We start from the raw sequence: 24,010 nt of genomic DNA, 5'->3' as shown, positions 1-24,010 counted from the left end.
CAAGAAGATGGCTTATAGAGACCTGCTTTAGAGCACAGAAACAGTACTTTAAACTTGGGTCTGAAACTTATGCTCGTGACTACGATAATCTCATCTCCTTTGTATCAGTTGCATCAATCAGATTCATCATGATGGAATTCTGGAGAAGGTATGAGGAGGATGAACGTTCATTAGGAGCTCTATTCAGATGTACAAAAGAACAGATACAGGATATACCTTATCAGGCAGCAATAGATTCTCTAATGAGATACTTCATTTCTATTCCAAAGATTTTAGAAGAAGCAGGCCTGCTAAAGAAAGGATGTCTAGTTAAAGCAGAGCAGATCATAAACGATCTTTTAGGCTCATGGTTTAACGGAATCTGTAACTTCCTTAAGCAGGTAATTCCATTGCCTCAAGCAAGATAATAAATCAATACAGGTTTTTAAAGAGCATCAATCCAAGAGTGGCTCTGGATTTACTTAAATTTTTTGTCTGGGAAACTCGAGTGAATAATAAAAGCTAAACTACTTCAACTATGCACAAAGCCTATGAATTATTAATCTTTTGGACATATTAGTTTCTACGAATAGTATTTCTTGTACCAAATACAGAAATTTCTAAGACCTTCTCTTATTCCAATTTTAGGTATAAAATCATAATCATCTTCAAGTCCTTTTGAATCGGCATATGTAATAGGGACATCTCCTGGTTGCATACCAACATATTCCTTATGTTTTTCAAAATCGTAATTATTAGGCAAAATCCCTGATTTAACAAGTTCCTCTTGCAATACACCAATATAAACAAGTAAATTCTCAGGTGAACCTCCTCCTATGTTATAAATTGAATAAGGAGGAATAGGTAATCCATCCTCACCTAAGGATTTTCCAGGTGCCCCCTTCATCACTCTATAAACTCCCTCAACTATATCATCAATATAGGTAAAATCGCGCATACAATTTCCATTGTTAAAAATCTTAATAGTCTCACCATTTACAAATTTTAGTGCAGATGAATAATAGAACATATCAGGTCTTCCAGCAGGACCATATACTGTAAAAAATCTTAACCCTGTAGTAGGAATGTTATAAAGTTTAGAATAACTATATGCTAATAATTCGTTACTTTTTTTAGTAGCAGCATAAAGAGACACAGGATTATCAACCTTATCATCTGTGCTGAAAGGGACTTTTTTATTTCCTCCATATACAGAAGATGAACTTGCGAAAATAAAGTGCTCAACAGAATTATGCCTGCACGCTTCCAAAATATTGAAAAAACCAACCAAATTACTTTCAATATAAACATCTGGATTCTCAATACTGTAACGAACTCCAGCTTGTGCGGCCAAATTAACAACAACAGATGGATTATAATCTTTAAAGATTTTAGTAATAAGATTTTTATTTGCAATATTGCCCTTAACAAAAATGTGCTCAACCGGAGATAATTTCGCCTCTTCTTCAATTAACGAAAGTCGATACTCTTTAAGGCTTGAATCATAATAATCGTTCATTGAATCTAAACTTATTACTCTTCCATTATTCATTACTCTTAACAGTCTAATTACAAGATTGGCACCAATAAAACCAGGAGAACCTGTAACTAATATAGTTTTATTGTTTAAATCTACTTTAGATTTCATAAAATAACTCCAAAATCTTATAGTTAATTTTATAGTTCTTTATCACTTTAAATCATTAGTCTTTTTTTTAACAAAAATTTCCTAAAGTAATTTTATAAGTATTATTGTAAGTATCTGTGAATATTTTTGAATTTGTTTAGCCCATAAAAAGAGACCATTTTTTTTTGCTAACCGAAATGAGGGAGAAGCACCTCTGTTGATTTTTTTCTACAAGACATAATAAATTACGTAAGTATAGCAAGCATATTTTAGACTAAATAAATTGATTTTTAGATATAAAGGTTTGCTGTGTAATCTAGTAGAAGCAAAAGATTCTCATTTGTGCGTTTTTTCGGGAATACTATAGTAACGAGTATCGGAGAATTCTCAGAAACGCACTTCAGAGATTATAATTAGCAATCATTGTTAATCATAAGATATATACTGAGATCAAAACCATATAAAAAGAAGCTCACATCCTGTTAATATCCTCTTGTAAAATGATACTTCCTTGATATAAAATATCTATTGTTAATCTAGATAGAAATAACTTTAAGATTTGATTAAAAAAGACTTAGCACAATAAATTCAAACTCAGCCATTCTTACACTTTCTTCTATAATTCCAAGCTAATTTAAATATTGATACATCATCTAAAATATAACGTTTGAACATTCTCTTTGGATCACATAACAGTCGATATAACCATTCAAATCCTGCATTAGACATCCAACGTGGAGCTCTTTTTTGAACTCCTGCAATAAAATCAATTGTTGCCCCAATTGAAAATGACATAGGTATTTGATATTTTTCTTTGTTCTCATATATGAATACGTCTTGTTTAGGAACCCCCATACCAACAAAAAGAAGATCTGCTTTAGAGTCTTTCAACATGACATTAATTCTGTTAATTTCATCTTTATTATGTTCAAATCCATAAGGTGGAGAATAAACTCCAACAACATTTATTCCAGGAAACAAACATTCGAGATTAGATGCAGCTTTCTGTGCAACCCCCTCTGCAGCGCCTAATAAAAAAATTTTATACCCTTTCTTTGATGCAACGTCACATAAATGAGGAACAAGATCTGAGCCACAAATTTTTTCTTTAAAAGGTGTTTTATACCATTTAGCGATCCACATTAAAGGGTGCCCATCAACCAAAAGAAGTTCCGCATTATCACAAATCTCCTTAAAATAAGGATCTTTTTCGATTCTAACAATTTGGTCTACATTAGGTGTTATGACATGCCCAATTTTTCTGTTTTTTATACAGCTCTCAATATGGTCAATAGCTTCAGACTCAGTTACATTATCGATAAAAGTATTCATGAACCTTATACGATTTAAAGGCATAAAAAATCTCCAAGCAATTAAATAAAAATAAACTATCTTGTTAAAAATACTTCACCTTTATTTACTCTTGCTCTCCAATAATCGAGTAAATCATGCATTGTCTTTTCAAAAGGAATTGATGGTTCCCAACCAGTATGAGCCTTAAATTTTCTACAATCAGGAACCTGTAAGTCAGCATCAATTGGTCTTAATCGTTCAGGATCAGTAACAATCTGAATCTTATCTTTCATTGTACTGTAACTAATTAAAGTGTTTAGAGTATCTCCAACTTCACAAGTATAAGAACCTCCTATATTGTAGTATTCACCTGCAATAGGATTTATGGTAACTAACATGTAATAAGCTCTTACTGCATCACGAACATCAGCGTATGTTCTAAGACTCTTTAAATTACCGACCATTACTTTTGGTTCAATCATACCAGCTTCAATCATCGCAATCTGTTTTGCAAATGTTGACTCATGGAAAACGTCTCCTCTTCTAGGACCAGTATGAGTAAACATTCTTGTTGTCATTACTGTCATACCATAAGCTTCAGCATAATATCTTCCAAGCAAATCTGTTCCAGTCTTACTAATAGCATATGGGCTTGCAGGATGAAATGGGCATTCTTCATGAATTCCTGTTTCTGGCTTTTTATCTGCTGGAATACGACCAAAAACCTCTGAAGAAGCGCACACATGAATTACAGGCTTATAAGAAGTATCTGTATGCATTGCTAATCTCAAAGCTTCAAGAAGTCTACATGTGCCCAAAATATTTGTATTTAAGGTATCAATTGGTGCAGTAAAACTTGTCTGAGGATAGGACTGAGCAGCTAAATGAAAGATATAATCTGGTTTAATTTCATTTACAACACTTATCAGGCTAACCTGATCATTAAGATTAGCATATCTGAAAAAGATTCTATCTTTTCTGTTTGCTCTATCAAGTAAATGGCTAACATTATCAGTTGGACTTCTCCAACGACAAACTCCATAAATATCCCAATCTGTGTTCTCAATTAAAAAATCAGCTAAATGGGAGCCAACCATTCCAGTTATACCGGTAATAAGGGCTTTTGTCATAACTTAATATTCTCCAATTCTTTAAAAAACTTTTGTGAAAATGAGATATCATCTAAAATTCTGTTCTTTTTAAGATATAAACTTCTCATCTGAGTTATTTGAGGTCTATTCTTAAAAAATGCCTCACTTGGTATAGATATTTTATAATCTAGAATACCGTTAAAAATTCTATTGAGCTCATCTGCAATTCTTACCCTACTTATAAGCTCATCTCCAGCAACATTCAAAAAAGGAGCCTCATATTCCGACCAGTTTGACAGCAAATAAAAAACAGAGCTTACAACGTCAGAAATTGTAATAGAACTTCTATAGAAGGGGTGAAAAATTTCAGCTTGTTTTGACTGTTTTATACAGGAAAGACAATACGATGTAAACTTATCTTTTGCTGATACTACATAAGAGAATCTGATACACTTAAAATTGTTATTATCTGAAAACGCATCCTCAACAGTCTTTTTCATTTTACCATAAGGAGTTGAAGCTTTTGTTTCAGAGAACTCATCAAAAACAGTTTTGGGATTATTTCCAAAAACGGCATCAGAAGAAAAAAATAGAACCTTACAGTTTCTTTTTAATGCCTCTCTAATAAAGAAACATGTTCCTGTTACATTGACATTCCAACATGAATCAAATTCTTTTGCACATTGATCCGGACCAGAAATTGCTGCAGTGAATATAATATAGTCAACATCATTTAATACACTGAAGCAAAAATCATCAGACTTATTTAAATCCAGAAAATGATCAGCATCATTTGATCTTCCAATCTTAATTAGAGAAACACTTTCTCCTAATTCAGAAAATCTTTTAATCAAATATTTAGATATATATCCAGAACTACCAACAATTGCAACTCGCACTTATCAATTCTTCCTTATTCATATGATTCTGGAGTAAAGTGAATAACCTGAGTGCCGTTATCCTCAAAATTAAAAGGAACATACAACAGATCCTTCATAGCTTCTTTTACACATTGTCTACGAGCAGAAGGAACATAAAAAAGCAAGAACCCTCCGCCACCAGCTCCCAGTAATTTTCCACCTAAAGCACCTGCGTTCATACCTTTTTCATAAAGAGCATCTATACTGTTTGTAGAGATAGCTTTACCAGTTTGTCTTTTTAGATTCCAGGTCCTATCAAGAAGTTTTCCAAAATCATCTAGATCTGAAGATTCATTTTCCAATATTTTTTCCGCCTCGGTTACAAGAGAATAGATGTCTTGCAATTGTTCTTCTTTCTTTTTGAAATCATCAGAGTTTTCTTTTTGAACATCAGAGCTGAACCTAGTAAAACCAGTAAAGAATAGCATTAAGTTTTCGTTTAATAAACACTTTCTTTTAGGATGAATAATAATTGGCTTTACACAATAACTTCCATCTTGATTAAAATCAATTCTGTTCAATCCACCAAAAGAAGCCGCTATCTGATCTTGCCAGCCGCCTGACTCATTACATAATTCTCTTTCAAGATGTATAGCATCATCAGCCAACTGCTTTTTATCTACATACTTTCCTTTCAGACAATAAAAGGCATTAAGCATTCCAACGGCAAAGGAAGACGATGTTCCAAGACCAGATCTGGCTGGTAAATCAGCTTCATACAAAAGTCTTATATCTCGCATATCAAGCATCTTCATAGCATTACGAATAGCAGGATGTTTAATATCACAGATATCTGAAATATACTCCTGAGAGGAATATGTCAAATGGGAAGACCATTCAAAAAATGGGGGAAGATGTCTGACTGTCACATAACAATATTTATCAAATGTTGTTGATAGAACTGCCCCCCCATGTTTACGGAAAAAAGATTCTAAATCTGTACCTCCACCAAAAAAACTCATTCTAAATGGAGTCTTAGTTATGATCATTATTATTCCCCAAAAAATCTATCTTCCAGCATAAGACACAAACAGTGATATACAGGCAAATGCATTTCCTGAATCATAAAGGTTTCTGTTGCAGGAACTTTAATCGCAACATCACTTACATTTGCAAGTTCCCCTCCATTTTTACCTGTAAGTCCAATTACTTTTATTCCCAAAGCTCTGGCAACAACTGTTGCAGATAATACATTTTTGCTGTTTCCACTAGTGCTTATTCCTAAAAAAACATCACCAGCTCTTCCAAAGCCATAAAGCTGTTGAGCAAATACACCAAGTCCATCAACATCATTTATATATGCTGTAGATAAAGCTTCATGAGCAACCAACGGAATTGCCATTAACCCTCTTTCAAGATTCATCGAAAGCAACTCTCCTCTTACAGGGTCAACAGAGATTAGTTTTTCCTTAAAACTTTCTGGTACAGGTCTAGGGATTTTAAATCTTTTCATAAGCTCACCTGCAATATGTTCACTATCTGCAGCAGAGCCACCATTTCCAGCGATCAAGAGCTTTCCATCATGAGAATATGAATCTTCTAAGATATCATATGCTTTTTTAATATCCATCTCACAGACAGATAGTTCAGGGTAACGAGAGACAAGCGAATCAATATGTTTTTGTAATCTATGATCCATGTATTTAACCTAATAATCTCAAAACAGTTGATAGCTTATAAAATAGTCATGATAAACTACGATCTATTTACATTTTTATCAAGACAGTTAATAACAAAATCCAATAAGGATCCATAAGTTTTATCCTGATCGCATTTCTTGTTATTACCAATCATAACAGAATTACAACCTGCATTATGCCCAGCCTTAATATCACTCTCACTGTCACCAACCATAAAACTATTTTTTAGATCAATATTAAAGTCTAATGCTGCTTTTAATAGCAGTCCAGGTTTAGGCTTTCTACAGCAACAGTCTATTTTTAGTTCTTTTATTTCACCTTCAAAGCCTTTGTCTGGATGATGAGGACAATAATAGATTGCGTCAAGATATGCTCCTGCCTTACCTAAAAGAGTTTCCATCTTGTTGTGAATTTGAGTTAATTCATCAACACTCACCTCTCCTCTGGCAACAACTGGCTGATTAGTTACAACAATGGCAAGATAACCGCTTTCGTTAATTTTTTTTATAGCCTCTGCTACGCCAGGTAAGAGGTCAAAATCATCAATATTTCTTAAGAAACCAACATATTTGTTGATAGTACCATCTCTATCTAAAAAAACAGCCTTCTGTTTATTAGACAAGTTCTTTGCGGAAATCAAACCTGCTTCAAAATCTTTTTTTACCTGATTGAATCTATCAGGAGTTCCCATATCCTTTACATACTCAGGGGAATCATAACAGAACACATTGTCACTACCACATAATGGCTTTAGAATTTGTCTATCCAAATCAACCTTGTAGACTTTCCCATCAATCTCTTTCCCAATTAATGATGCATCTATACCACTTAATGCTAATGCTTTAGGACTTATTACATGTAAACCAGCATTTACCCTATTCTTGTAAAATTCAGGCCTCTTATCCTCTTTTGTTAACCACTGCAATACAGACTTATTGTCATCAGCAATAATAAGGCCACTATCATAAGGATGAGAATTAGGATGAGTAAACAAACTTACCAGTCCATGATGAGATTTATGAAATGCAACAAATCTATTAAAGTCAACATCAAATACAGAGTCTGCATTTAATAAAAGGAAATCGTCATCAAGATTATGGATCTTAAATAAAGCACCTGCATTACCCAAAGGCGTTTCTTCAACAAAATACTCAATATGTACTCCAAATTTTGAGCCATCACCAAAGTAATTCTTGATTTTATCTGCCATATGAGAAACTGTAAAAACAAAATCTTTAAACCCCTGGTCACGTAAATTACATATTTCCCATTCTAAAACAGGCTTTCCGCAAATTGGAATTAAAGGCTTCGGAATATCAGGAAATAGTTCAGAGATTCTTGTACCTTGGCCACCAGCCATAATTACAGTTTTCAAAATAATGACTCCATTTTGGATTAAAACTATTTATCATAGTGCTCATTGGTTTATCGATATGTGGTATATCGATTTTTTCAATTATTATCAAGTAAATATAAAATTGTGAACTAATTAAAAATCTCCAAAATCTCACTAAAAAGTTTTGGGTTATCAAGAACTACAAATTCCAATGAATTAATGGTTCTTGATACCTGTTGAAATAACATTCTGGTTGGTGGATATGGAACTCCAGGAATTTTTCTTGCTCTTAGTTTATTATTCTCGTAATAAAAATTGATATCCAAAAGAACAAGTACATTTTCAAATTCCTGACCTATAACTCTGTGAGCATTTAGACAATTTCCAATTTGATATAAATCAGCTTTTGAAGAATTATATCGACTTGGAGTATACGTTATAAACTGATAGTCTTTTTTTAATAAGATATACGAAAAAGCATCTTCAAATTTGAAAAAATGCTTTACAGAGATTTTTCTTGAAATATCAATTGAGTTGTTTATTTGTTGATTTTTATCAAATAAAGCTCGTATAAAACTTGCTGCAGCTTCATTAGTTCTAATTTTTGTGGATAACTTGAATTTTTTTACATCAATAATATTTTCTTCTAATTTATCAAAAAAAATTTCTTCGTCATTCAAAGTTTGTTTTTTATCACCACAAAAAATATAAACTGACTTACTATATTTCTCTTTAATCGAGTTAAACTGAAATAAACTAATCCTTTGTATTTCATCAATAACAATTACATCTGTATCTTCAGATATCTTCATCCAATCTTTTATTGGAATAATAATCCATTTAAACTCACTTATTAATCTGTAATGACCAGCATTCAACATACCACAGTGAATAATTGTTACTTTTTTGTTAGCTAACACTAATGTTTTAGCAAAATGATAAGTTAATAGAGTTTTTCCTGTCCCGGCTGAACCTGTAATCAAAAAATTAGATTCACCATTATTGATTGAAGATATAATTTCTTTCTCAATTTGCTCCTGACGATCTGTAAAAACGTAATTGTTATTTACAAAATCATCAGTCTTGTTAAAAGGAGAAATCAAATACGAAGCTGGATTAAAAAGAAAATCAATATTCTTATCAATTGGATTATTCAAAGACTCAACAACCTTCAATAAGTCATATATATCAGTTTCAACAATGTCATTATCCGATAATTTATAGATAGTTTTTGTCTGTTCAATAAAAGTAAAAATGCATATTTTTCTTTTCAATAAACAAAGGTAATATTTATGACGCAAAATCTGCTTCTTTACGTCTTCAATATGTTCTTCTGTTTTTAATTCAATATTTAAAACACAATCGGAGATTATCTTTAAAAGATCAAACTCTTTATTTAATTGAGGTAATTTATAGCCAATATAAAAATCATCAAAAATCTCTGATTTCACAGTTTTATATTCTTGAGGAAGAATATCCAATAATGAAACAATAGAAGAAACATCCTGAGTTTTAACAGAGGTTCCCAAATAACGAATATAGTTATCAAATAATTCTTGTGAATTTTGATAAAGTTCAGCAATTGTAACTAAATTACACGTTTTCATCATGCCCAAGATCTTAGTAACTAATTGATTATTAATCATAAAAAATATGAAGTTTGATTTGCTTCAAATTCTTATTTTGTTTTGTAGTTAAATTCACTAATTTCTGCATGTTTTTCCATATCATTTTACAGGTGTGGAGTTCTTTAAAAGTCTGTTTTTGTCCTATTTTTGAGACACGGTTTTGAGACGCCAGGATCAAAACAAAAAGAGCTTCTCTGTTAATATTTAAATTGCAAAAAAAACAACAACAGGAGAAGCTCATGTCTGAATTATATAACGCTAATTTTTTTAACTCTACTCTTAACAAACCGATGTCAGTTAAAAAAATCGAAAGCGAGATCTCCATTAAAGAGATTATTGCGCTTGCCAGACATTGCGGTGTTATTGAACGTTCTCGAATCTTTGATATTGTAGATTTCGTTTGTGCTCTTGTTGATTTTAACGATCGTGGAATGCTATCTTCAGCCAAATACACTATTAACAACTTCAGACTGAATTATTACAGTAAATATGCCAAGGAGCATATTTCTGACAAAGCCTTTCATAATCAGCTTAGGAAGCCAGAGATTGTTGAATTTTTGGAAAAGTTAATCCTCAGAATTTACTCTTACATTGGAAATGACAATCCTTGTTCTGAACATCTTGAGCTGGTAAAAATCCTCTCTTCTGTTGGTATAACTGATGTTGTTCCAGTTGACGGCAGCGGGTTCTTTGTAAGATTATCATGCAGAAAAAACTTCAACAGTAAGACTGCAGGTAGAAAAAGCACTCAGAGAGGAATTCAGAAGGAAAACGCTGGTATCAAAGTACATATGGCATTCTCTAATGTAAACGGAACCATATCCCATCTTTCCATAACCGAAGGTACCGGCTCAGAACGTGAACAGGTAAGAGCTGACGAGTATGGAGAGGGAATGCAGAACATCAAAGACAGAGGCTATATTGATTACAACGGTGAGTCCCTTTATGCAAACAGAAGTCAGTTCCACCTAACTCGCTATCGCACCAATGTTCAGGGAACCGTGATAATGGCTGTTGATGGGGAAACAGGAGAAAGCCTTGATGAACTCATAGGAAAGGCTCAATCCTGTGAAATTCCAGACAACATCAAATCAGAGTACATCGACATGCTGGTTAAACGTATCAGTGACAGTGGTAACGAGGTTATTGCAAGAGTAGTTAGAGTTAGAAATCCTGATGGGGAATTCTCCTACTTCGGAACCAATCTGCCAATGGATAAAATTCCAGCAAAGGCTGTCTACCTTCTTTACAGATGTAGATGGGAAGGCTCTGAGCTTACTTTTAAGGCACTGCAGTCAGGAGACGGCATGAGAACAATAAACTCCAGCCTTCTGGATGTGATTATTACCTTTATGCTAGGAAATATACTGACGTACAGTTTTAAACAGCTAGTTGCTACTGTTGCAAAGAGGATTGCTAAATCAGAGGTCTCCTTCAGTATCCTAAGAATACACACTGTGCTTAAAGCTACAGATGCACTCATTAAATCTTTTACCAATGGAGTACGAAGTTCTATATATAGAGCAATCCACAAGCAACTAGACAGGATATTGGAATCGTGTACTAGAAAAGAAGCTAGCTTACTTGACAAACAGACTTTTAAAGATCTCCCTACAGTTGTGAAAACTATAGATGATTTGGTAAATGGGTAGAACTTAATTTCTTAGGTTCTTGGGCATGGTATTTAATACAATTTTGTCTAAAAAAAAGCCTGTCGTATCAGATCACATTTTGTCTCTTCAAAAAATCAGCATATGTTGCCGATCTGAGTAATTACTGATTTATTTAATTATCTGAAACACAAACATTAAAGAAAGAAACACCAAGAGCTGTCTTCTTGATAATCTTTTTATTTTCTTCAACTCTACCTTTATTTAATTTTTCTAAATATTCTTTATGATTTTTATAGGTCTGTGTAACTCTAACGCACTCATAAAGCTTGTCATCAACATAATTTTCTATAAAGGGAATTTCAATTAAACCGATACGTTCAAAGTTATTAATTGCAATTGCTATTTCTTCATATTCAAACTCAGTAATCCAAGTGAAGTTGTATTGCTGTAACAATGTACCAGATTCGTTATCTAATTCCAAGTCAAGAACAGGAGCAATCTTAGCTTTAAAAATTATTTCCAATAACTTTGCCTCATTTGGCGTCAATTGTCTAATAATTTCAATAAACGCAGGATGAACTTTTTCCTTAACATCCTTATTCATCGCATTTGCCAGAAGATTCGCATATAAATTTCTTAATTCAACACTATCCATAGAATAAGAAAGAGATTCTAAAGCTGGTATTGCGACATATGCTTCAGGGCTAACTATTTTATCTGGGTCAACTTGCTTTAACTTACTCTCCAAAAGAATTTGAGTTTCCTAAAATTTATATTCACGTTCTTCAATCCATTTTCTTAAAGGAAGTAGAACTGCATTAATAGACTTCGGAATAAGGGATAAAACTTTTCCCGATTATTGAACTGTTGATTTAATTCCATCATCATATACTTTAGGAACAGCTTTCATAATAATCTCATCGTCTATCGCCATATAAATTTACCTCAGAAACTATGCGCATGGCTTAAAAAGTATTTAAACATTATCATTAAAAAATCGTTATCTTACAAGTTCTGTTTGGAAAGAAAGTGCAATCTGACTACTTTGTATTTCATGTTCCAAGCAAAAATATTTTTTTCAAAGAGAAAAAATGGATTTCAAAAAATACTTATCAAGTAATAATATTACAGATAGCAAACTATCTAGCATTTCTCATCTTAAACTTCATCTTCAGACCTAAAAAACAGAATACATAATGATTATGATAAATTGTTAAAGAAAGTATTCTCTGCATAAAACTTAAATGCTGATGCTCCACTCCATTATGCTTAATACAGATCTTTCTGTCCTTCTTAAACATTTTAGCAATAAAAGGAGAACTGTGAGATGACAGAGATTCCAAATGTTTAACGCCAATGTTGGTTATCTTATAATTCCTATGCCCTGCCTGAATGTTTCTAGTAAATAAGAAATGATCACCGTAAAAAACCTTCATCTCATCAGGAATTTCAAAATAATTCTTCTTATTTCCAAAGAAAGCCGAACCAAAGAAGCCTTCCAGCTTAGGAGTCTCAACCATATTAACAGTAGAATTCTCAGGATAAGTATCAAACTGTGCTTTAGGAGTATTGGCAATACAGTCTATTCCAAGGAGACCTACATCATCAGATGCTGTCTCAAGAAAAGCATGCACCTGTTCAAAAAGATTCTTCTGAAAGATAATATCGTCGTTTAGAATTCCAAAATACTTAAATTCAGGAGAACTTAATCTGATACCAAAATTCCAGGCAGGATTTACAAACAGGTTCTCCTTAGGAACATGAACCTTAACTTTAGAATACTTTGTTTTAAATGAGGAACATGAATTATCTATGATAATAATTTCGCCTACTGTCCTATCTTCGTTTAATTGAAATAATAATTTTTCTAATACTTCAGTATCTTTAAGTAAGGTTGGGATAATAATTGAAAACATAGAGATATGATCCTAAAGTAAATAAAGAGATGTGCTTATATTAAGAGCAACAACCACACAAGTTAACACAGAAACTAAGCCTTAAACTTATTCAGATACCACTCAACGGTCTTAACAATACCGGTATCAAAAGTCTCATCAGCCTTCCAGCCCAGCTCATTTACAATCTTGGTTGGATCAATTGCATAGCGTAAATCATGTCCGGCTCTGTCCTGAACAAAGGTAATCAGTTCTGAATATGACTTGCCATCCTTACGAGGAGACTTCTCATCTAAGATTGAGCAGATGGTGTTAACGATAGTGATATTGTTTCTCTCGTTGTGACCACCAATGTTGTAGGTCTCTCCAGACTTACCGTTTTGGAAGATTAAATCAATTGCCTTGCAGTGATCTAAAACATACAACCAGTCACGGACATTCAGACCTTTTCCGTATACAGGCAAAGCCTTAAGATTTAATGCATTCTCAATAATGTGAGGAATAAGCTTCTCGTGATTCTGCTTAGGACCATAGTTATTTGAGCAGTTTGAGGTAGTTACATTCATACCGTAGGTATGGTGATATGCTCGTACGATAAAGTCAGAACCTGCCTTTGATGATGAATAAGGGCTGTTAGGTGCATAAGGAGTTGTCTCAGAGAAATACCCTGTATCACCTAAAGTACCATAAACCTCATCGGTTGAAATGTGATGGAATCTTGCATCCTCATAGCCAGGCTTAACCTTTGAAGGTGCATCCATCCAGTGACGTCTTGCAGTCTCAATCAGGGTAAAGGTACCCATCAGATTGGTTTCCATAAATACCTTAGGACCTTTGATTGAATTATCAACATGACTCTCGGCAGCAAAGTGAATTACGCCTCTGATATCATACTTTGTAAACAATTCCTCAATCAGCTTCTCATCGCAGATATCGCCCTGAACAAAGGTATAGTTGGAGTCGTTCTCACACTCCTTTACATTGGATAAGTCACCTGCATAGGTCAGCTTATCAAGATTGATTACATGATATTCAGGATACTTTTTGCAGAAATATGGAACAAAGTTTGAACCGATGAATCCGGCGCCACCGGTTACAAGAATTGATTTTGACATATTGAATAAATCCAGATTTTAATTATAGAAACCAGTATTTTCTTTTTGTGTACTATAAACAACTATAAGGTAAATGAAGGAACATCCTTAAGTGAATGCTCTATTCTGTCCTTATCTGAGGTGATAACTCTATCTGCAGGAATCTTCCAGTCAATATTGAATTCAGGCGCATCATATCTCATGCTCCACTCTGATTCCTTATTGTAGAAATTATCCACCTTATAGGAGAATACAGCAGTTTCTGACAGTACGCTGAAACCGTGAAGAAAGCCGCGAGGAATAAACAGCTGACGATGGTTTTCATCTGAAAGTTCAACAGCAACATACTGTCCAAAGGTCTTTGAGCCTGCTCTGACATCTACGGCTACATCCAGAACCTTTCCGGACAGGACACGTACAAGCTTGGACTGACAGAAATCTCCGGTCTGACAGTGTAGACCTCTGATTACACCGTATGATGATTTTGACTGATTATCCTGTACAAATCTGCAGTCAATACCGTTTGCCTTGAACTCGTTTTCATTGTAGCTTTCATAAAAATAGCCTCTGGCATCATTAAATACTCTAGGCTCTACAATTACTACGCCATCAATAGCTCTCTTAATAAGGTTCATATTTTCACTAGATAGTGCTCCTATATTAAAGCTTAATTTTAACTGTAATAATAGGAATATCGAATAACCATATCTTGTCAGAATAAACAGTAACAAGAGGAAAACAGATTTGGAAAATATACGTATTATTCAAAATAATTCTAACGTTTATTTTCTGTTATATATTGCGGTTAATTAATAAACATTTTAGGCACAACAAACTTATCATGGATAAAAGATATAATCAAGTTTAGTATCTAAATACTTAGTTATATCTATATACTATTATATAGATACTTAATATCACAATATTGCTTTACTATTCCATACAGAATCAAAACGTCTCAATTCTCTTTCTTTTTTGTAATCACTTAAATAATCTAAATAAAGGTACTTTGGAGAATATCCTAAATCGTTTTTAGCTTTGCTAATATCCATCACAAAGCTAGGGAAACTGCTTTTTTCTGGTTTTGAAATAATAGAAGATTTTTTCGAATCACACGAGAAAATCTTAATTATTCCTTCCAACTGCTCCTGTAAAGTTGTTTTTATACCAGTACCAGCGTTATACATTCCACCTGAAACATTTGCAAAAAGAGATTTATGGATCAGTTGACAAAGATCTTTAACATATAAAATATCTTTATACGCAAGAGGATTTCCCCACATTTCAATGTCATCGCCATTGATTACTCGTTCAATCATATACCTATATGAAACAAGTTTTTTTTCGCCATTAACATAATAAAAAATGTCAGGATGATATAAATAAACGTTAGGCAATCTAAACAAAAAATATTTTAAACCAAATTCTTGTCTGTAATATTCTAGTGTATCTACGACCATACTTCTTGTTATAGCATAAAAAGCATGATCACCATGATAAATTAGTTTTCTAGTCATGTCTGGATATAAAACATTTTCCTTTCCCCAATATCCAGCCAAATCAGACCACGTATGAGTAAAAATAACCCTATTAACACTATTTTTTAATGAAAAATCAAGAATTCTTAAACTTCCTGTTATGTTTGTATCAACATATTTATATGTTTGTATTTTCGATGAATAGGCAGGAAGAACCCCTGAAAGATTTATAACAGCATATATATCTTTAGAAGGTAATTTATCGAAATCCTCAGGTTTTGTTATATCACAGCAAATAAACTTTACCGAATTATTATGACAAAATTCAGTATACCTTCTTCCAACTGCAATTAATTCATATTCATAAGATAAAACGCGTGATAGGTAATCAACAAGGTATACCCCAATATGACCTGTTGCCCCAAAAATAATTATTTTTTTCATCTTTATAAGCAATCAACAACAAGAAAACCGATAAAAAAAAATAAAGCTAAAATCTTACTTATAAATAAATATAACTTTACATAAGTAAAAATAATAAAAATTACCTATTTATTTTTTCTCTAACTATGTATAGAGGTCTATTCTTTGTTTGCATAAAGATATTACCAACATACATTCCAACAACACCTATAACCATGATAATAACACCACCAATAAACATCATGGTTGCAATTAAACTAGTCCAACCTATAGGAACATCGGATAATAATTTACGAAGTAATAAAAAAATAATGGAGAAAAAAGAGACAAAGCTTATGATAAACCCTCCCATTAAAAATAAACGTAAAATTTTATCTGATTGAGAAGTTAACAAATCAACAGCCAAATCAAAACGTTTTTTTAAATTATAAGATGATTTGCCTTCATATCTTTCATCATGAGCTACATCAACAATCGACTGTTTATAGCCTAACCACTTCATATACATAACATAGCCACGATGATATTCCCTCATCTTACAATAATTCTCTACAACATTTCTTCGTACTATGCTGAAATTACATACAGCACCATCATAATTGCCATCTGTAGCGTATTTATATACCTTATAAAAGGCTCCAGATAATAGTTTTTTTAAAATACCATCTTGTCTCTTCTTTCTTCTGGCAAAAACAATATCATAGCCTTTTATTATTTCGCTATATAGGTTTTGGATCTCTTCCGGACGATCTTGTAAATCACAATCCATTACAACAACGAAATCTCCCTTTGAGTAATCCAATCCTGCCAAAATTGCTTTCATTTGTCCAAAATTTCTAGATAAATTCAATCCAATAACATGATGATCTTTTGAACAAATATCTTCTATCAACTCCCACGAATTTTGGGGGCAACAATCGTTTACTAAAATTATTTCATAATCATCGGTGATACTTAATATAGAACTAGTTAACCTTCGGTATAATTCACAAAGAGCTTCCCTACAGCCATAAACAGGAACAATAACTGAAAATAACATAAAATAACTAACCCATTTAATAAAAAATAACAATACCTAACACAATGAAAAAAAGACCAATTATTTTTCTTCTATTAATTCTTTCGTTAAAAAAAATATTGCCCAACACGGTTACATATAAATAACTAGTCGCACCTAACATTGGCCCCATAGAAAGAGGAATTCCTTTATAAGCAATAATTGTAATAATAGTTGCAACAAAAAATATTGTATAAGCAGAAATTACATATAAATTTAAATACGCTCTGATTTTTGTATTATACGTATTCAACGCAGCTTTTTTTAAAAGTACTTGGGAAAGCGAACTTATAAATCCCCCAAACATAAACAACAATACGGAAAATAAATCAAGTTTCATTATTGTTCAATAAATACCTTAGTCTGATAAAGAAAAAATTACAACGCCAAATATAACTAAAATGGCACCAAGAATTTGTTCTAAAGAAATCACTTCATCGAAAAATAATTTGCCCCAAATAATTCCCCAAACTACAGTTAAAGATTTATATGAAAATGCAGTAGAAAGAGGAATATGTTTAATAATATATTGCCAAAATACGGCATATATAAATAGTAATAAAATAATAAGCGAATAATATAAAAAAAAATTAAAACTAAAAAAAATAGAATTAGATGCTATTTTTGAAAACAAACCACTTAACGAATAGATAAAAACCAATGTATTTAACGAAAGAAAAAGATTAAAACGATTCATATTAATCTTGTACCATTATTGGAGATCGGACGCTTTTCTGAGGATTCATCGTATAAAAAAAATATAAAACCTGATTGTTTTACGGAGAATATATTATCTAATCCTCCAAAATAAAAAATTAGCAATAAGATGTTTTATTTAGAGATAAATATCATTATTAGACCATTCAAAAAAACAGATACATACTGTGCAATGCAAATCAAAGGTTTCAATTCAATGATGAGAAGTATATTTAATATCTTCACATAATCTTAGGCCCTAATGTTTTTTTTTCTTTTAATAAAAGTTCATTCTTGTCTTGCAATTCTGATATAGCATCCAGCTCTATTGGAACTGTCTCTTGTATGACCAATTTTCTCAGGATGAAGATCAACAATCTTTATTAAATACTCTGGATGTTTAGATTTAAGTTCATTAAGCTCATCCAAATCTTTTTCATTAAAAATAAAAATACTTTCAACATGTCTAGGCGTACAAACTTTGGAAAATTCGGGACAATTACCAGTTGCAACAGAAACAACCATTTTCACATAGTCATAGCCAGTTGAATACATAATCAGATCACTCCCAATACAATCTCCCCCCATTCTCGCCCCTATTTCAATAATTACAATACTGCCGTCTGTCCTTATTTTTATCTCTGAATGAGATGCACCATTTTGAACTTCCAAAGAATTAAGAGCATGTTCAACTATTTTTTTTATTTTGGTAATTGTTGAATCAGAAAGAAGTGCAGGTTCTAAATGTCCTTTTTCAATAAAATGGGGAGCTCCTGTAGTATATTTCTTTGTAATACCTAGAAAATAGTGACATCCACGGAAAGAAATATACTCAACACTATATTCTTCGCCTTCAATAAACTCTTCAACTATAACTTTTTTTTCAATACTCTGATTTAATGCTACGTTTATTGCCTTTTTTAAAGAAATATAATCATCAACTCTACAAACGCCTCTACTACCGCTTCGATCTGTTGGTTTAACAATAGCAGGATAAGTTATTTTTGTTAAATCGGTATTTAAATCTACTTTTAAATACCAAGGGATAGGATCTCCGTTTTGCTCAAAAGCTTGTCTCATCAAGTACTTATTTGTACTAATATTCGTACATCGAATCGAATTTCCTGTCAAGCCCAACGCATTTGCTACATAATTAACAGTAATAATGGCAAGATCTGAAGCAATACTACATATTCCAACTATTCCTATTTTCTTGCATTCATCAAGAATTCTTTCTTTTTCAACTATACTTATTGGGTAAAAAAAATCAGCTTCAAATTCGCCCACATCATCTGCTTTCCAGGCAAAAACATGAGTTACATACCCCATTTCCTTAGCTTTTATAATAAGAGGTAATTGCAAATAAGATGCACCAATTATTGCTAAATTTGGTTTCATAAGGCTCCCTAAATCGTCATTTTTAAGAAATCTAAAGTTCTATTTATAACCTGTTGAACATCTTCTTTTTTCATATTGAAATACATAGGTAGTCTGACTAGTCTTTCACTTTCTATTGTTGTATTAACATCAATTCCACTAAAACGACCATATTTAATTCCAGCTGGAGAAGAGTGCAATGGGATATAATGAAAAGCACATTGAATATTATTTGACTTCATATACGAAATAAAATTCTGTCTAATACTTAAATTCTCAAATTTAATATAAAACATATGGGCATTATGTTTGCAATCATTAGGAATAAAAGGAATTTCAAATTTTCCCTCTTGCACATAATCATGAAAAGCATCGTAATAACAATTCCATGTTTCTAGACGATTAGAATTAATTATATCTGCACATTCCAGTTGAGAGTATAAATAAGCCGCATTAATATCAGAAGGAAGATAGCTATCACCAAAATTTACCCAAGTATATTTATCCACAACCCCTCTAAAAAATTGATTTCTATTTGTGCCCTTTTCACGTAGGATTTCGGCTTTTTCAACAAATTTATCATTATTAATAACAATTGCCCCACCTTCACCCATTGAATAATTCTTAGTTTCATGAAATGAATAGCAACCAAAATCTCCAATTGTTCCCAAAGCTCTTCCATTATAGGTACTCATAAATCCCTGAGCTGCATCTTCAACAACAATAAGATTATATTTTTTTGCAATATCCATAATCTTATCCATATTACATGAAACACCAGCGTAATGAACAACAACAATAGCTTTCGTTTTGTTGGTAATTGCGTACTCAATCTTTGATTCATCAATATTCATTGTGTCTTTTCGAATATCAACAAAAACTAAATTAGGACTCCATTGTCCTCCACCAGCTAAAACAAAAGAATTGGCTGTAGATGAAAAAGTATATGAAGGAAGAATTATCTCATCCCCTGGATTAAGGTCACACAAGTAAGCAGCAATATCTAACGCACTAGAACCACTAGTTGTAAGCAAAGCTTTATTAGCATTAAATTTATTTTCTATCCAGTTATTACATTTTTTAGTAAAAAAACCGTCACCACATATTTTTTTATTATTAATAGCATCATTGATGTATTTAAATTCTGTCCCGACAAATGGAGGAATATTGAAGTCAATCATAAAAATCCTTTCAAAATAAGCTATCTAAATATTAATAATATAAAAAACTTATCAATTATTTGAGCTCTTGATCTGTAATCTCAAAAAGAGAGTAATCTTGTTTTTTCAAAGTAATCCCATAAATATTCTCATCAAAATATTTTATAGGACCTTCCATCTGAATTTTATTTATTTGATTAGAGAGTGGATCAACGTATCTAAGATATATACGATTTTTACTATCAATTAACTTACCATTCTCTATAGAAATAAGAAAAGTAGATTTTGAGCTAAAAAGAGAGTGAGCCTTATATAGACAGCTTCGAACAGTAAACTTAGAATTATTTAACAAATTGATATCGCATTTTTTGTCAGCTTTTAATATAAGCGAATAATCAAAAGAAACAAATTTTTCTAAAATACTTTTTACTCCATAATAATCTTTCATACTCCCCGAGAAATAACCATCCAACTGATCTCGAGAAGATAGAAGTTTTATATAATAATAACTAGGAATGATTGGAGAAGCATCTTGGCCTTTAGATAACTTTTCAGACTGAATTATATTTTTTCTAATTGCATTTTGGTTCATTATAGTAGAATAAGAATCTAACGTAATTCCCCACTTAAAAATAAAAAATCCTATAAAAAAAGAAGTTATCCCAATATAAATAGAGCGAGTTATTACGTTACAGCAAATTTTATATAAAACCAAAGAAATTGATACAAGTAAAAAGAAAAAGTTATTATTTAAAGCTCTAGGAGGCATATATGGAGCAAATGTCATTGAAAGATGAATAACAATAAAAGAAGAGAAAAAAATCAATGACAGTAAAACAACATTTCGATTTTCTTTAATTCCGCCTTTAAACACAAGACAAAATAGAGATACAAAGTATATAAAGAGAGAATATTTAAAATAATTAAAAATATCATCTATTCTTTCTAAATTAACTATAATTTTATCAAATAGATTCAATGACATCCAATCAGAAAAAGCAGGCTGAGCCATTCTTTGATAGTGCCCCGGAGCCAATAATAAAACACTTGTTCCGAGTAAAGAAAATAAAAAAACAGTTCCGGCAAACTTCCAATTAATATCACATTTAATATATTTACAATATAAGATTAAAACAAATAAAGTATAAGGAACTCCTGCGGAGATAGTAGGAGAACTTTCTGATGTAAAAAAAACAAAAAAAGATACAAATACAACTATTAAATTTGACGAGGTGTTTTTATATATCCAAAAAAATAAAAAAGAAAATATACTCAAAGTCAAAGGGACTAAATAGGATGTCATTCCAACAATCCAAAAAGTTGTCTGCCCTAAATTTGGATTAAAAATGAAATAGATAGAGGATATTATTATGAATACAAAAGGGTTAAATCTTATATTTAAAACCTTAGCAGAGAATATTGATATCCCATATAGGAATAATACAATAAATAAAGACACTAATACGGAAAGTACAACGTGGTTTTTGATTTTAAGTAAAGATACTTGAAGCCAGTAAGGAACAAATCCCCCTCCCCATCCATTATAAAACTCCCAAAATCCCGAAAAGCTCGTACCTCTCAAATACATAGAAAAATCATCAGAGTGCATTGGAGTATTATATTCAAGAGAAAAGAAAATAAGAAAAACTAAAATTACAAAAGAAAAAGAATATAAAGATACGCCTCTAATTACATTCAACAACTTTTCTCTATAAAATAAATTACTCATATTACACTCATTCCAAATAATAAATATATCAATAAATAACTAACACCGAAGTAAACAGACGGCAAAATGACAAATGTAAGTTATAGAGGTAAAAAATTGCTCATTCACATTTAAGATTATTCTGTTCTGTAAAATCAGCATACAATCAACGTACGGTACTTAAGCTAGTTAATTTTAAATTTCATCTTCAAACCTAAAATTGAGAAAACATAATGATTATGATAAGTCGTTATAGAGAAGATTCTCTGAAGTATACTTAAATGCTGATGCTCTACTCCATTATGCTTAATGCAGAGCTTTCTGTCTTTCTTAAACATTTTAGCAATAAAAGGCGAACTATGTGATGACAGAGATTCTAGATGTTTAATGCCAATATTACAGATCTTGTAATTCTTATGTCCTGACTGAATATTTCTCGTAAACAAGAAATGATCTCCATAAAAAACCTTCATTTCATTGGGGATTTCAAAATAATTCTTTTTGTTTCCAAAGAATGCTGAGCCAAAAAAACCTTCAAGTTTAGATGTTACCTGAATGTTAACTACGGTATTTTCAGGATAAAAATCAAACTGATTTTTAGATGTATTAGCAACACAGTCAATACCAACTAAGCCAACATCTTCAGAAGATTCTTCAAGAAAAGCATGAACCTGTTCAAAGAGATTCTTCTGGAAGATAATATCGTCATTTAATATTCCAAAATACTTAAATTCAGGAGAACTTAATTTAATACCAAGATTCCAGGCTGGATTTACAAAAAGGTTCTCTTTTGGTACATGAACCTTAACTTTAGAGAAGTCTGTTTTGAAAGAAGAACAGGAGTTATCAATAATAATTATTTCACCGACCGTACTATCCTCATTAAGTTGATATAACAACTTGTTTAGAACTTCTGTATCTTTAAGTAAAGTTGGAATAATAATTGAGAACATACAAAACTACTACCAAAAAAACTGAAAACTAATTCTCTGAAGAAAACTTCTTTAACTCTCTTTGCAGTTCATTTTTTCTAATTCTAAACCTATGGCTAGTTGAGAAAGTTAAAAAGTTCAGTAACAAATACTTATAATATTTATTTCTTATTTTCCAAAAAATCTTTCTTTTATATGAATCTGAAATATACTTAAAAACTTCTTTTCCGTGATTAAAAATCCAATCATCAGCATTCTTATCAAGATAAGAAAAATAATTCTTTAAATATACCAAATAACCAGCAAAATCATATCTGTGTCCACGAAACATAGATTCGTAAAGGGAAGGATTCACAGCGAAACCAGAAGTATCTGCTGTTCCACCAGGCTTAATACCATGAAAATGAATTATATAAGCATTTTCATTTAATCCCCAGTAAGGCTTCCAGTTATACTCGAGAGGCAGAAAATCAAATTCATTCTCGCAAACCTCATTGATATACCCCTGATCAAAGAGATTAGTTTTATTAGGAATTCCCTGTTCCATCAACGAAAAGATCTCTTCACATTTTTTTCTCATTGCCTTAACATTCATGTAGAGAATACCTGCATTAAAAATATCCCCTATATAATAGTCCTGAGATACCTCTGGCCCTGCAGCAACTAATTTTGGATTTAATAAATCTAAATCTTTTATATCCCTATTAAAAATAACATCTACATCAGTATACAGAACATAATCTTCGCCTTTTTCAATAAACGGAATATCTAGACGCATAAATGTGCCAGATAACTTTTTAAAATCAATTGAACTTTTGCCTGTTTTAGATAACAGAATATCAGGGGTAAATGTTTTTTTTAGACAGTCAAAATGAGAAAAAGGATGCTCAATAATTTTAACGTTATATCTGCACAAAATATCGTAAATACGATGCTCCTTTGGTCCGTCATATAGAACGACTAGGTCTAGAGAAGTATTCTGCCTAGCAGACTTTAATGCAACTGTCAGTAAGTCAGAATATAGTTCTGTTGTACTAGAATCATCGCCAACAGCAACACACAT

General features: G+C 31.9%; 23 protein-coding genes. 2 read left to right on the top strand and 21 right to left on the bottom strand.

Going from position 1 to position 24,010, the window contains the following annotated elements:
- A partial coding sequence (locus tag B5D46_RS12145; RefSeq protein ID WP_459551247.1) for a hypothetical protein occupies positions 1 to 407 on the top strand: 407 nt, incomplete at its 5' end.
- Positions 408 to 562: 155 nt separating this feature from the next.
- Here the strand turns inward: B5D46_RS12145 and B5D46_RS06360 are convergent.
- The 8 genes from B5D46_RS06360 to B5D46_RS06325 all read right to left on the bottom strand — a co-directional run bounded on the left by B5D46_RS06360 (position 563) and on the right by B5D46_RS06325 (position 9,532).
- Positions 563 to 1,627, bottom strand: coding sequence for an NAD-dependent epimerase/dehydratase family protein (locus B5D46_RS06360; protein ID WP_078928755.1), 1,065 nt, complete (start codon positions 1,625 to 1,627; stop codon positions 563 to 565).
- Positions 1,628 to 2,200: 573 nt separating this feature from the next.
- Positions 2,201 to 2,962, bottom strand: coding sequence for a WecB/TagA/CpsF family glycosyltransferase (locus tag B5D46_RS06355; protein WP_078928754.1), 762 nt, complete (start codon positions 2,960 to 2,962; stop codon positions 2,201 to 2,203).
- 32 nt (positions 2,963 to 2,994) lie between these two features.
- The gene (locus B5D46_RS06350) at positions 2,995 to 4,029 is read right to left on the bottom strand and encodes a GDP-mannose 4,6-dehydratase (protein ID WP_078928753.1); all 1,035 of its coding nucleotides are present in this window, start codon (positions 4,027 to 4,029) and stop codon (positions 2,995 to 2,997) included.
- The gene (locus B5D46_RS06345) at positions 4,026 to 4,889 is read right to left on the bottom strand and encodes an NAD-dependent epimerase/dehydratase family protein (protein ID WP_078928752.1); all 864 of its coding nucleotides are present in this window, start codon (positions 4,887 to 4,889) and stop codon (positions 4,026 to 4,028) included. The genes B5D46_RS06350 and B5D46_RS06345 overlap by 4 nt, the downstream gene beginning before the upstream one ends.
- A gap of 14 nt (positions 4,890 to 4,903) precedes the next feature.
- Complete coding sequence (locus tag B5D46_RS06340; RefSeq protein ID WP_078928751.1) at positions 4,904 to 5,899, bottom strand: GHMP family kinase ATP-binding protein; 996 nt, start codon at positions 5,897 to 5,899, stop codon at positions 4,904 to 4,906.
- A gap of 2 nt (positions 5,900 to 5,901) precedes the next feature.
- Entirely contained in the window at positions 5,902 to 6,549 is a 648-nt protein-coding gene (locus B5D46_RS06335; RefSeq protein ID WP_078928750.1) for a D-sedoheptulose-7-phosphate isomerase, read from the bottom strand.
- A 56-nt stretch (positions 6,550 to 6,605) separates the two neighbouring features.
- Entirely contained in the window at positions 6,606 to 7,925 is a 1,320-nt protein-coding gene (locus B5D46_RS06330; protein ID WP_078928749.1) for an HAD-IIIA family hydrolase, read from the bottom strand.
- Between the two features lie 110 nt (positions 7,926 to 8,035).
- Complete coding sequence (locus B5D46_RS06325) at positions 8,036 to 9,532, bottom strand: ATP-binding protein (protein ID WP_078928748.1); 1,497 nt, start codon at positions 9,530 to 9,532, stop codon at positions 8,036 to 8,038.
- Between the two features lie 221 nt (positions 9,533 to 9,753).
- On the opposite strand from B5D46_RS06325, the gene B5D46_RS06315 reads away from it, so the two are divergent.
- Positions 9,754 to 11,166: a transposase gene (locus tag B5D46_RS06315; protein WP_078928746.1), complete on the top strand. Its 1,413-nt coding sequence runs from the start codon at positions 9,754 to 9,756 to the stop codon at positions 11,164 to 11,166.
- A 133-nt stretch (positions 11,167 to 11,299) separates the two neighbouring features.
- Here the strand turns inward: B5D46_RS06315 and B5D46_RS06310 are convergent, their stop codons facing one another.
- The 13 genes from B5D46_RS06310 to B5D46_RS06250 all read right to left on the bottom strand — a co-directional run bounded on the left by B5D46_RS06310 (position 11,300) and on the right by B5D46_RS06250 (position 24,010).
- Positions 11,300 to 11,875 carry a DUF4393 domain-containing protein gene (locus B5D46_RS06310; protein WP_159443040.1) on the bottom strand — a complete coding sequence of 192 codons (576 nt, stop codon included), beginning with the start codon at positions 11,873 to 11,875 and terminating at the stop codon, positions 11,300 to 11,302.
- A gap of 391 nt (positions 11,876 to 12,266) precedes the next feature.
- Complete coding sequence (locus B5D46_RS06305) at positions 12,267 to 13,043, bottom strand: glycosyltransferase (protein ID WP_078928744.1); 777 nt, start codon at positions 13,041 to 13,043, stop codon at positions 12,267 to 12,269.
- Positions 13,044 to 13,117: 74 nt separating this feature from the next.
- Positions 13,118 to 14,137, bottom strand: coding sequence for a dTDP-glucose 4,6-dehydratase (rfbB, locus tag B5D46_RS06300; RefSeq protein WP_078928743.1), 1,020 nt, complete (start codon positions 14,135 to 14,137; stop codon positions 13,118 to 13,120).
- A 62-nt stretch (positions 14,138 to 14,199) separates the two neighbouring features.
- Positions 14,200 to 14,751 carry a dTDP-4-dehydrorhamnose 3,5-epimerase gene (gene rfbC, locus B5D46_RS06295; RefSeq protein WP_078928742.1) on the bottom strand — a complete coding sequence of 184 codons (552 nt, stop codon included), beginning with the start codon at positions 14,749 to 14,751 and terminating at the stop codon, positions 14,200 to 14,202.
- Between the two features lie 282 nt (positions 14,752 to 15,033).
- On the bottom strand, positions 15,034 to 16,038 hold the full coding sequence (locus B5D46_RS06290; RefSeq protein ID WP_078928741.1) for an NAD-dependent epimerase/dehydratase family protein: 1,005 nt from the start codon (positions 16,036 to 16,038) through the stop codon (positions 15,034 to 15,036).
- Between the two features lie 100 nt (positions 16,039 to 16,138).
- Complete coding sequence (locus B5D46_RS06285) at positions 16,139 to 17,056, bottom strand: glycosyltransferase family 2 protein (RefSeq protein ID WP_078928756.1); 918 nt, start codon at positions 17,054 to 17,056, stop codon at positions 16,139 to 16,141.
- Between the two features lie 16 nt (positions 17,057 to 17,072).
- Complete coding sequence (locus B5D46_RS06280; protein WP_078928740.1) at positions 17,073 to 17,414, bottom strand: EamA family transporter; 342 nt, start codon at positions 17,412 to 17,414, stop codon at positions 17,073 to 17,075.
- A gap of 18 nt (positions 17,415 to 17,432) precedes the next feature.
- Positions 17,433 to 17,771 carry an EamA family transporter gene (locus B5D46_RS06275; RefSeq protein ID WP_078928739.1) on the bottom strand — a complete coding sequence of 113 codons (339 nt, stop codon included), beginning with the start codon at positions 17,769 to 17,771 and terminating at the stop codon, positions 17,433 to 17,435.
- A gap of 287 nt (positions 17,772 to 18,058) precedes the next feature.
- Positions 18,059 to 19,168 (bottom strand): ATP-grasp domain-containing protein, encoded by a 1,110-nt coding sequence (locus tag B5D46_RS06270; RefSeq protein WP_078928738.1) that lies wholly within the window; start codon positions 19,166 to 19,168, stop codon positions 18,059 to 18,061.
- A gap of 8 nt (positions 19,169 to 19,176) precedes the next feature.
- The gene (gene rffA / locus B5D46_RS06265) at positions 19,177 to 20,328 is read right to left on the bottom strand and encodes a dTDP-4-amino-4,6-dideoxygalactose transaminase (protein WP_078928737.1); all 1,152 of its coding nucleotides are present in this window, start codon (positions 20,326 to 20,328) and stop codon (positions 19,177 to 19,179) included.
- 55 nt (positions 20,329 to 20,383) lie between these two features.
- The gene (locus tag B5D46_RS06260) at positions 20,384 to 22,036 is read right to left on the bottom strand and encodes a DUF6056 family protein (RefSeq protein WP_078928736.1); all 1,653 of its coding nucleotides are present in this window, start codon (positions 22,034 to 22,036) and stop codon (positions 20,384 to 20,386) included.
- A 164-nt stretch (positions 22,037 to 22,200) separates the two neighbouring features.
- Positions 22,201 to 22,968: a glycosyltransferase gene (locus tag B5D46_RS06255; protein ID WP_078928735.1), complete on the bottom strand. Its 768-nt coding sequence runs from the start codon at positions 22,966 to 22,968 to the stop codon at positions 22,201 to 22,203.
- A 28-nt stretch (positions 22,969 to 22,996) separates the two neighbouring features.
- Positions 22,997 to 24,010: a glycosyltransferase family 8 protein gene (locus tag B5D46_RS06250; protein ID WP_159443039.1), complete on the bottom strand. Its 1,014-nt coding sequence runs from the start codon at positions 24,008 to 24,010 to the stop codon at positions 22,997 to 22,999.

The sequence above is a fragment of the Succinivibrio dextrinosolvens DSM 3072 genome, from assembly GCF_900167015.1.
Taxonomy (GTDB): domain Bacteria; phylum Pseudomonadota; class Gammaproteobacteria; order Enterobacterales; family Succinivibrionaceae; genus Succinivibrio; species Succinivibrio dextrinosolvens.
Note: the sequence above shows the minus strand (reverse complement) of the source record. Positions and strands in the feature narration are given on the sequence as shown.

Bases quoted from the DNA above. Each gene is read 5' to 3' on its own strand.
- B5D46_RS06355 (WP_078928754.1), bottom strand. From the start codon at position 2,962: ATGCCTTTAAATCGTATAAGGTTCATGAATACTTTTATCGATAATGTA.
- rffA (WP_078928737.1), bottom strand. From the start codon at position 20,328: ATGATTGACTTCAATATTCCTCCATTTGTCGGGACAGAATTTAAATAC.
- B5D46_RS06350 (WP_078928753.1), bottom strand. From the start codon at position 4,029: ATGACAAAAGCCCTTATTACCGGTATAACTGGAATGGTTGGCTCCCAT.
- B5D46_RS06290 (WP_078928741.1), bottom strand. From the start codon at position 16,038: ATGAAAAAAATAATTATTTTTGGGGCAACAGGTCATATTGGGGTATAC.
- B5D46_RS06270 (WP_078928738.1), bottom strand. From the start codon at position 19,168: ATGAAACCAAATTTAGCAATAATTGGTGCATCTTATTTGCAATTACCT.
- B5D46_RS06335 (WP_078928750.1), bottom strand. From the start codon at position 6,549: ATGGATCATAGATTACAAAAACATATTGATTCGCTTGTCTCTCGTTAC.
- B5D46_RS06250 (WP_159443039.1), bottom strand. From the start codon at position 24,010: ATGTGTGTTGCTGTTGGCGATGATTCTAGTACAACAGAACTATATTCT.
- B5D46_RS06360 (WP_078928755.1), bottom strand. From the start codon at position 1,627: ATGAAATCTAAAGTAGATTTAAACAATAAAACTATATTAGTTACAGGT.
- B5D46_RS06340 (WP_078928751.1), bottom strand. From the start codon at position 5,899: ATGATCATAACTAAGACTCCATTTAGAATGAGTTTTTTTGGTGGAGGT.
- B5D46_RS06315 (WP_078928746.1), top strand. From the start codon at position 9,754: ATGTCTGAATTATATAACGCTAATTTTTTTAACTCTACTCTTAACAAA.
- B5D46_RS06285 (WP_078928756.1), bottom strand. From the start codon at position 17,056: ATGTTATTTTCAGTTATTGTTCCTGTTTATGGCTGTAGGGAAGCTCTT.
- B5D46_RS06280 (WP_078928740.1), bottom strand. From the start codon at position 17,414: ATGAAACTTGATTTATTTTCCGTATTGTTGTTTATGTTTGGGGGATTT.
- B5D46_RS06305 (WP_078928744.1), bottom strand. From the start codon at position 13,043: ATGTTTTCAATTATTATCCCAACCTTACTTAAAGATACTGAAGTATTA.
- B5D46_RS06325 (WP_078928748.1), bottom strand. From the start codon at position 9,532: ATGATTAATAATCAATTAGTTACTAAGATCTTGGGCATGATGAAAACG.
- B5D46_RS06255 (WP_078928735.1), bottom strand. From the start codon at position 22,968: ATGTTCTCAATTATTATTCCAACTTTACTTAAAGATACAGAAGTTCTA.
- rfbB (WP_078928743.1), bottom strand. From the start codon at position 14,137: ATGTCAAAATCAATTCTTGTAACCGGTGGCGCCGGATTCATCGGTTCA.
- rfbC (WP_078928742.1), bottom strand. From the start codon at position 14,751: ATGAACCTTATTAAGAGAGCTATTGATGGCGTAGTAATTGTAGAGCCT.
- B5D46_RS06275 (WP_078928739.1), bottom strand. From the start codon at position 17,771: ATGAATCGTTTTAATCTTTTTCTTTCGTTAAATACATTGGTTTTTATC.
- B5D46_RS06260 (WP_078928736.1), bottom strand. From the start codon at position 22,036: ATGAGTAATTTATTTTATAGAGAAAAGTTGTTGAATGTAATTAGAGGC.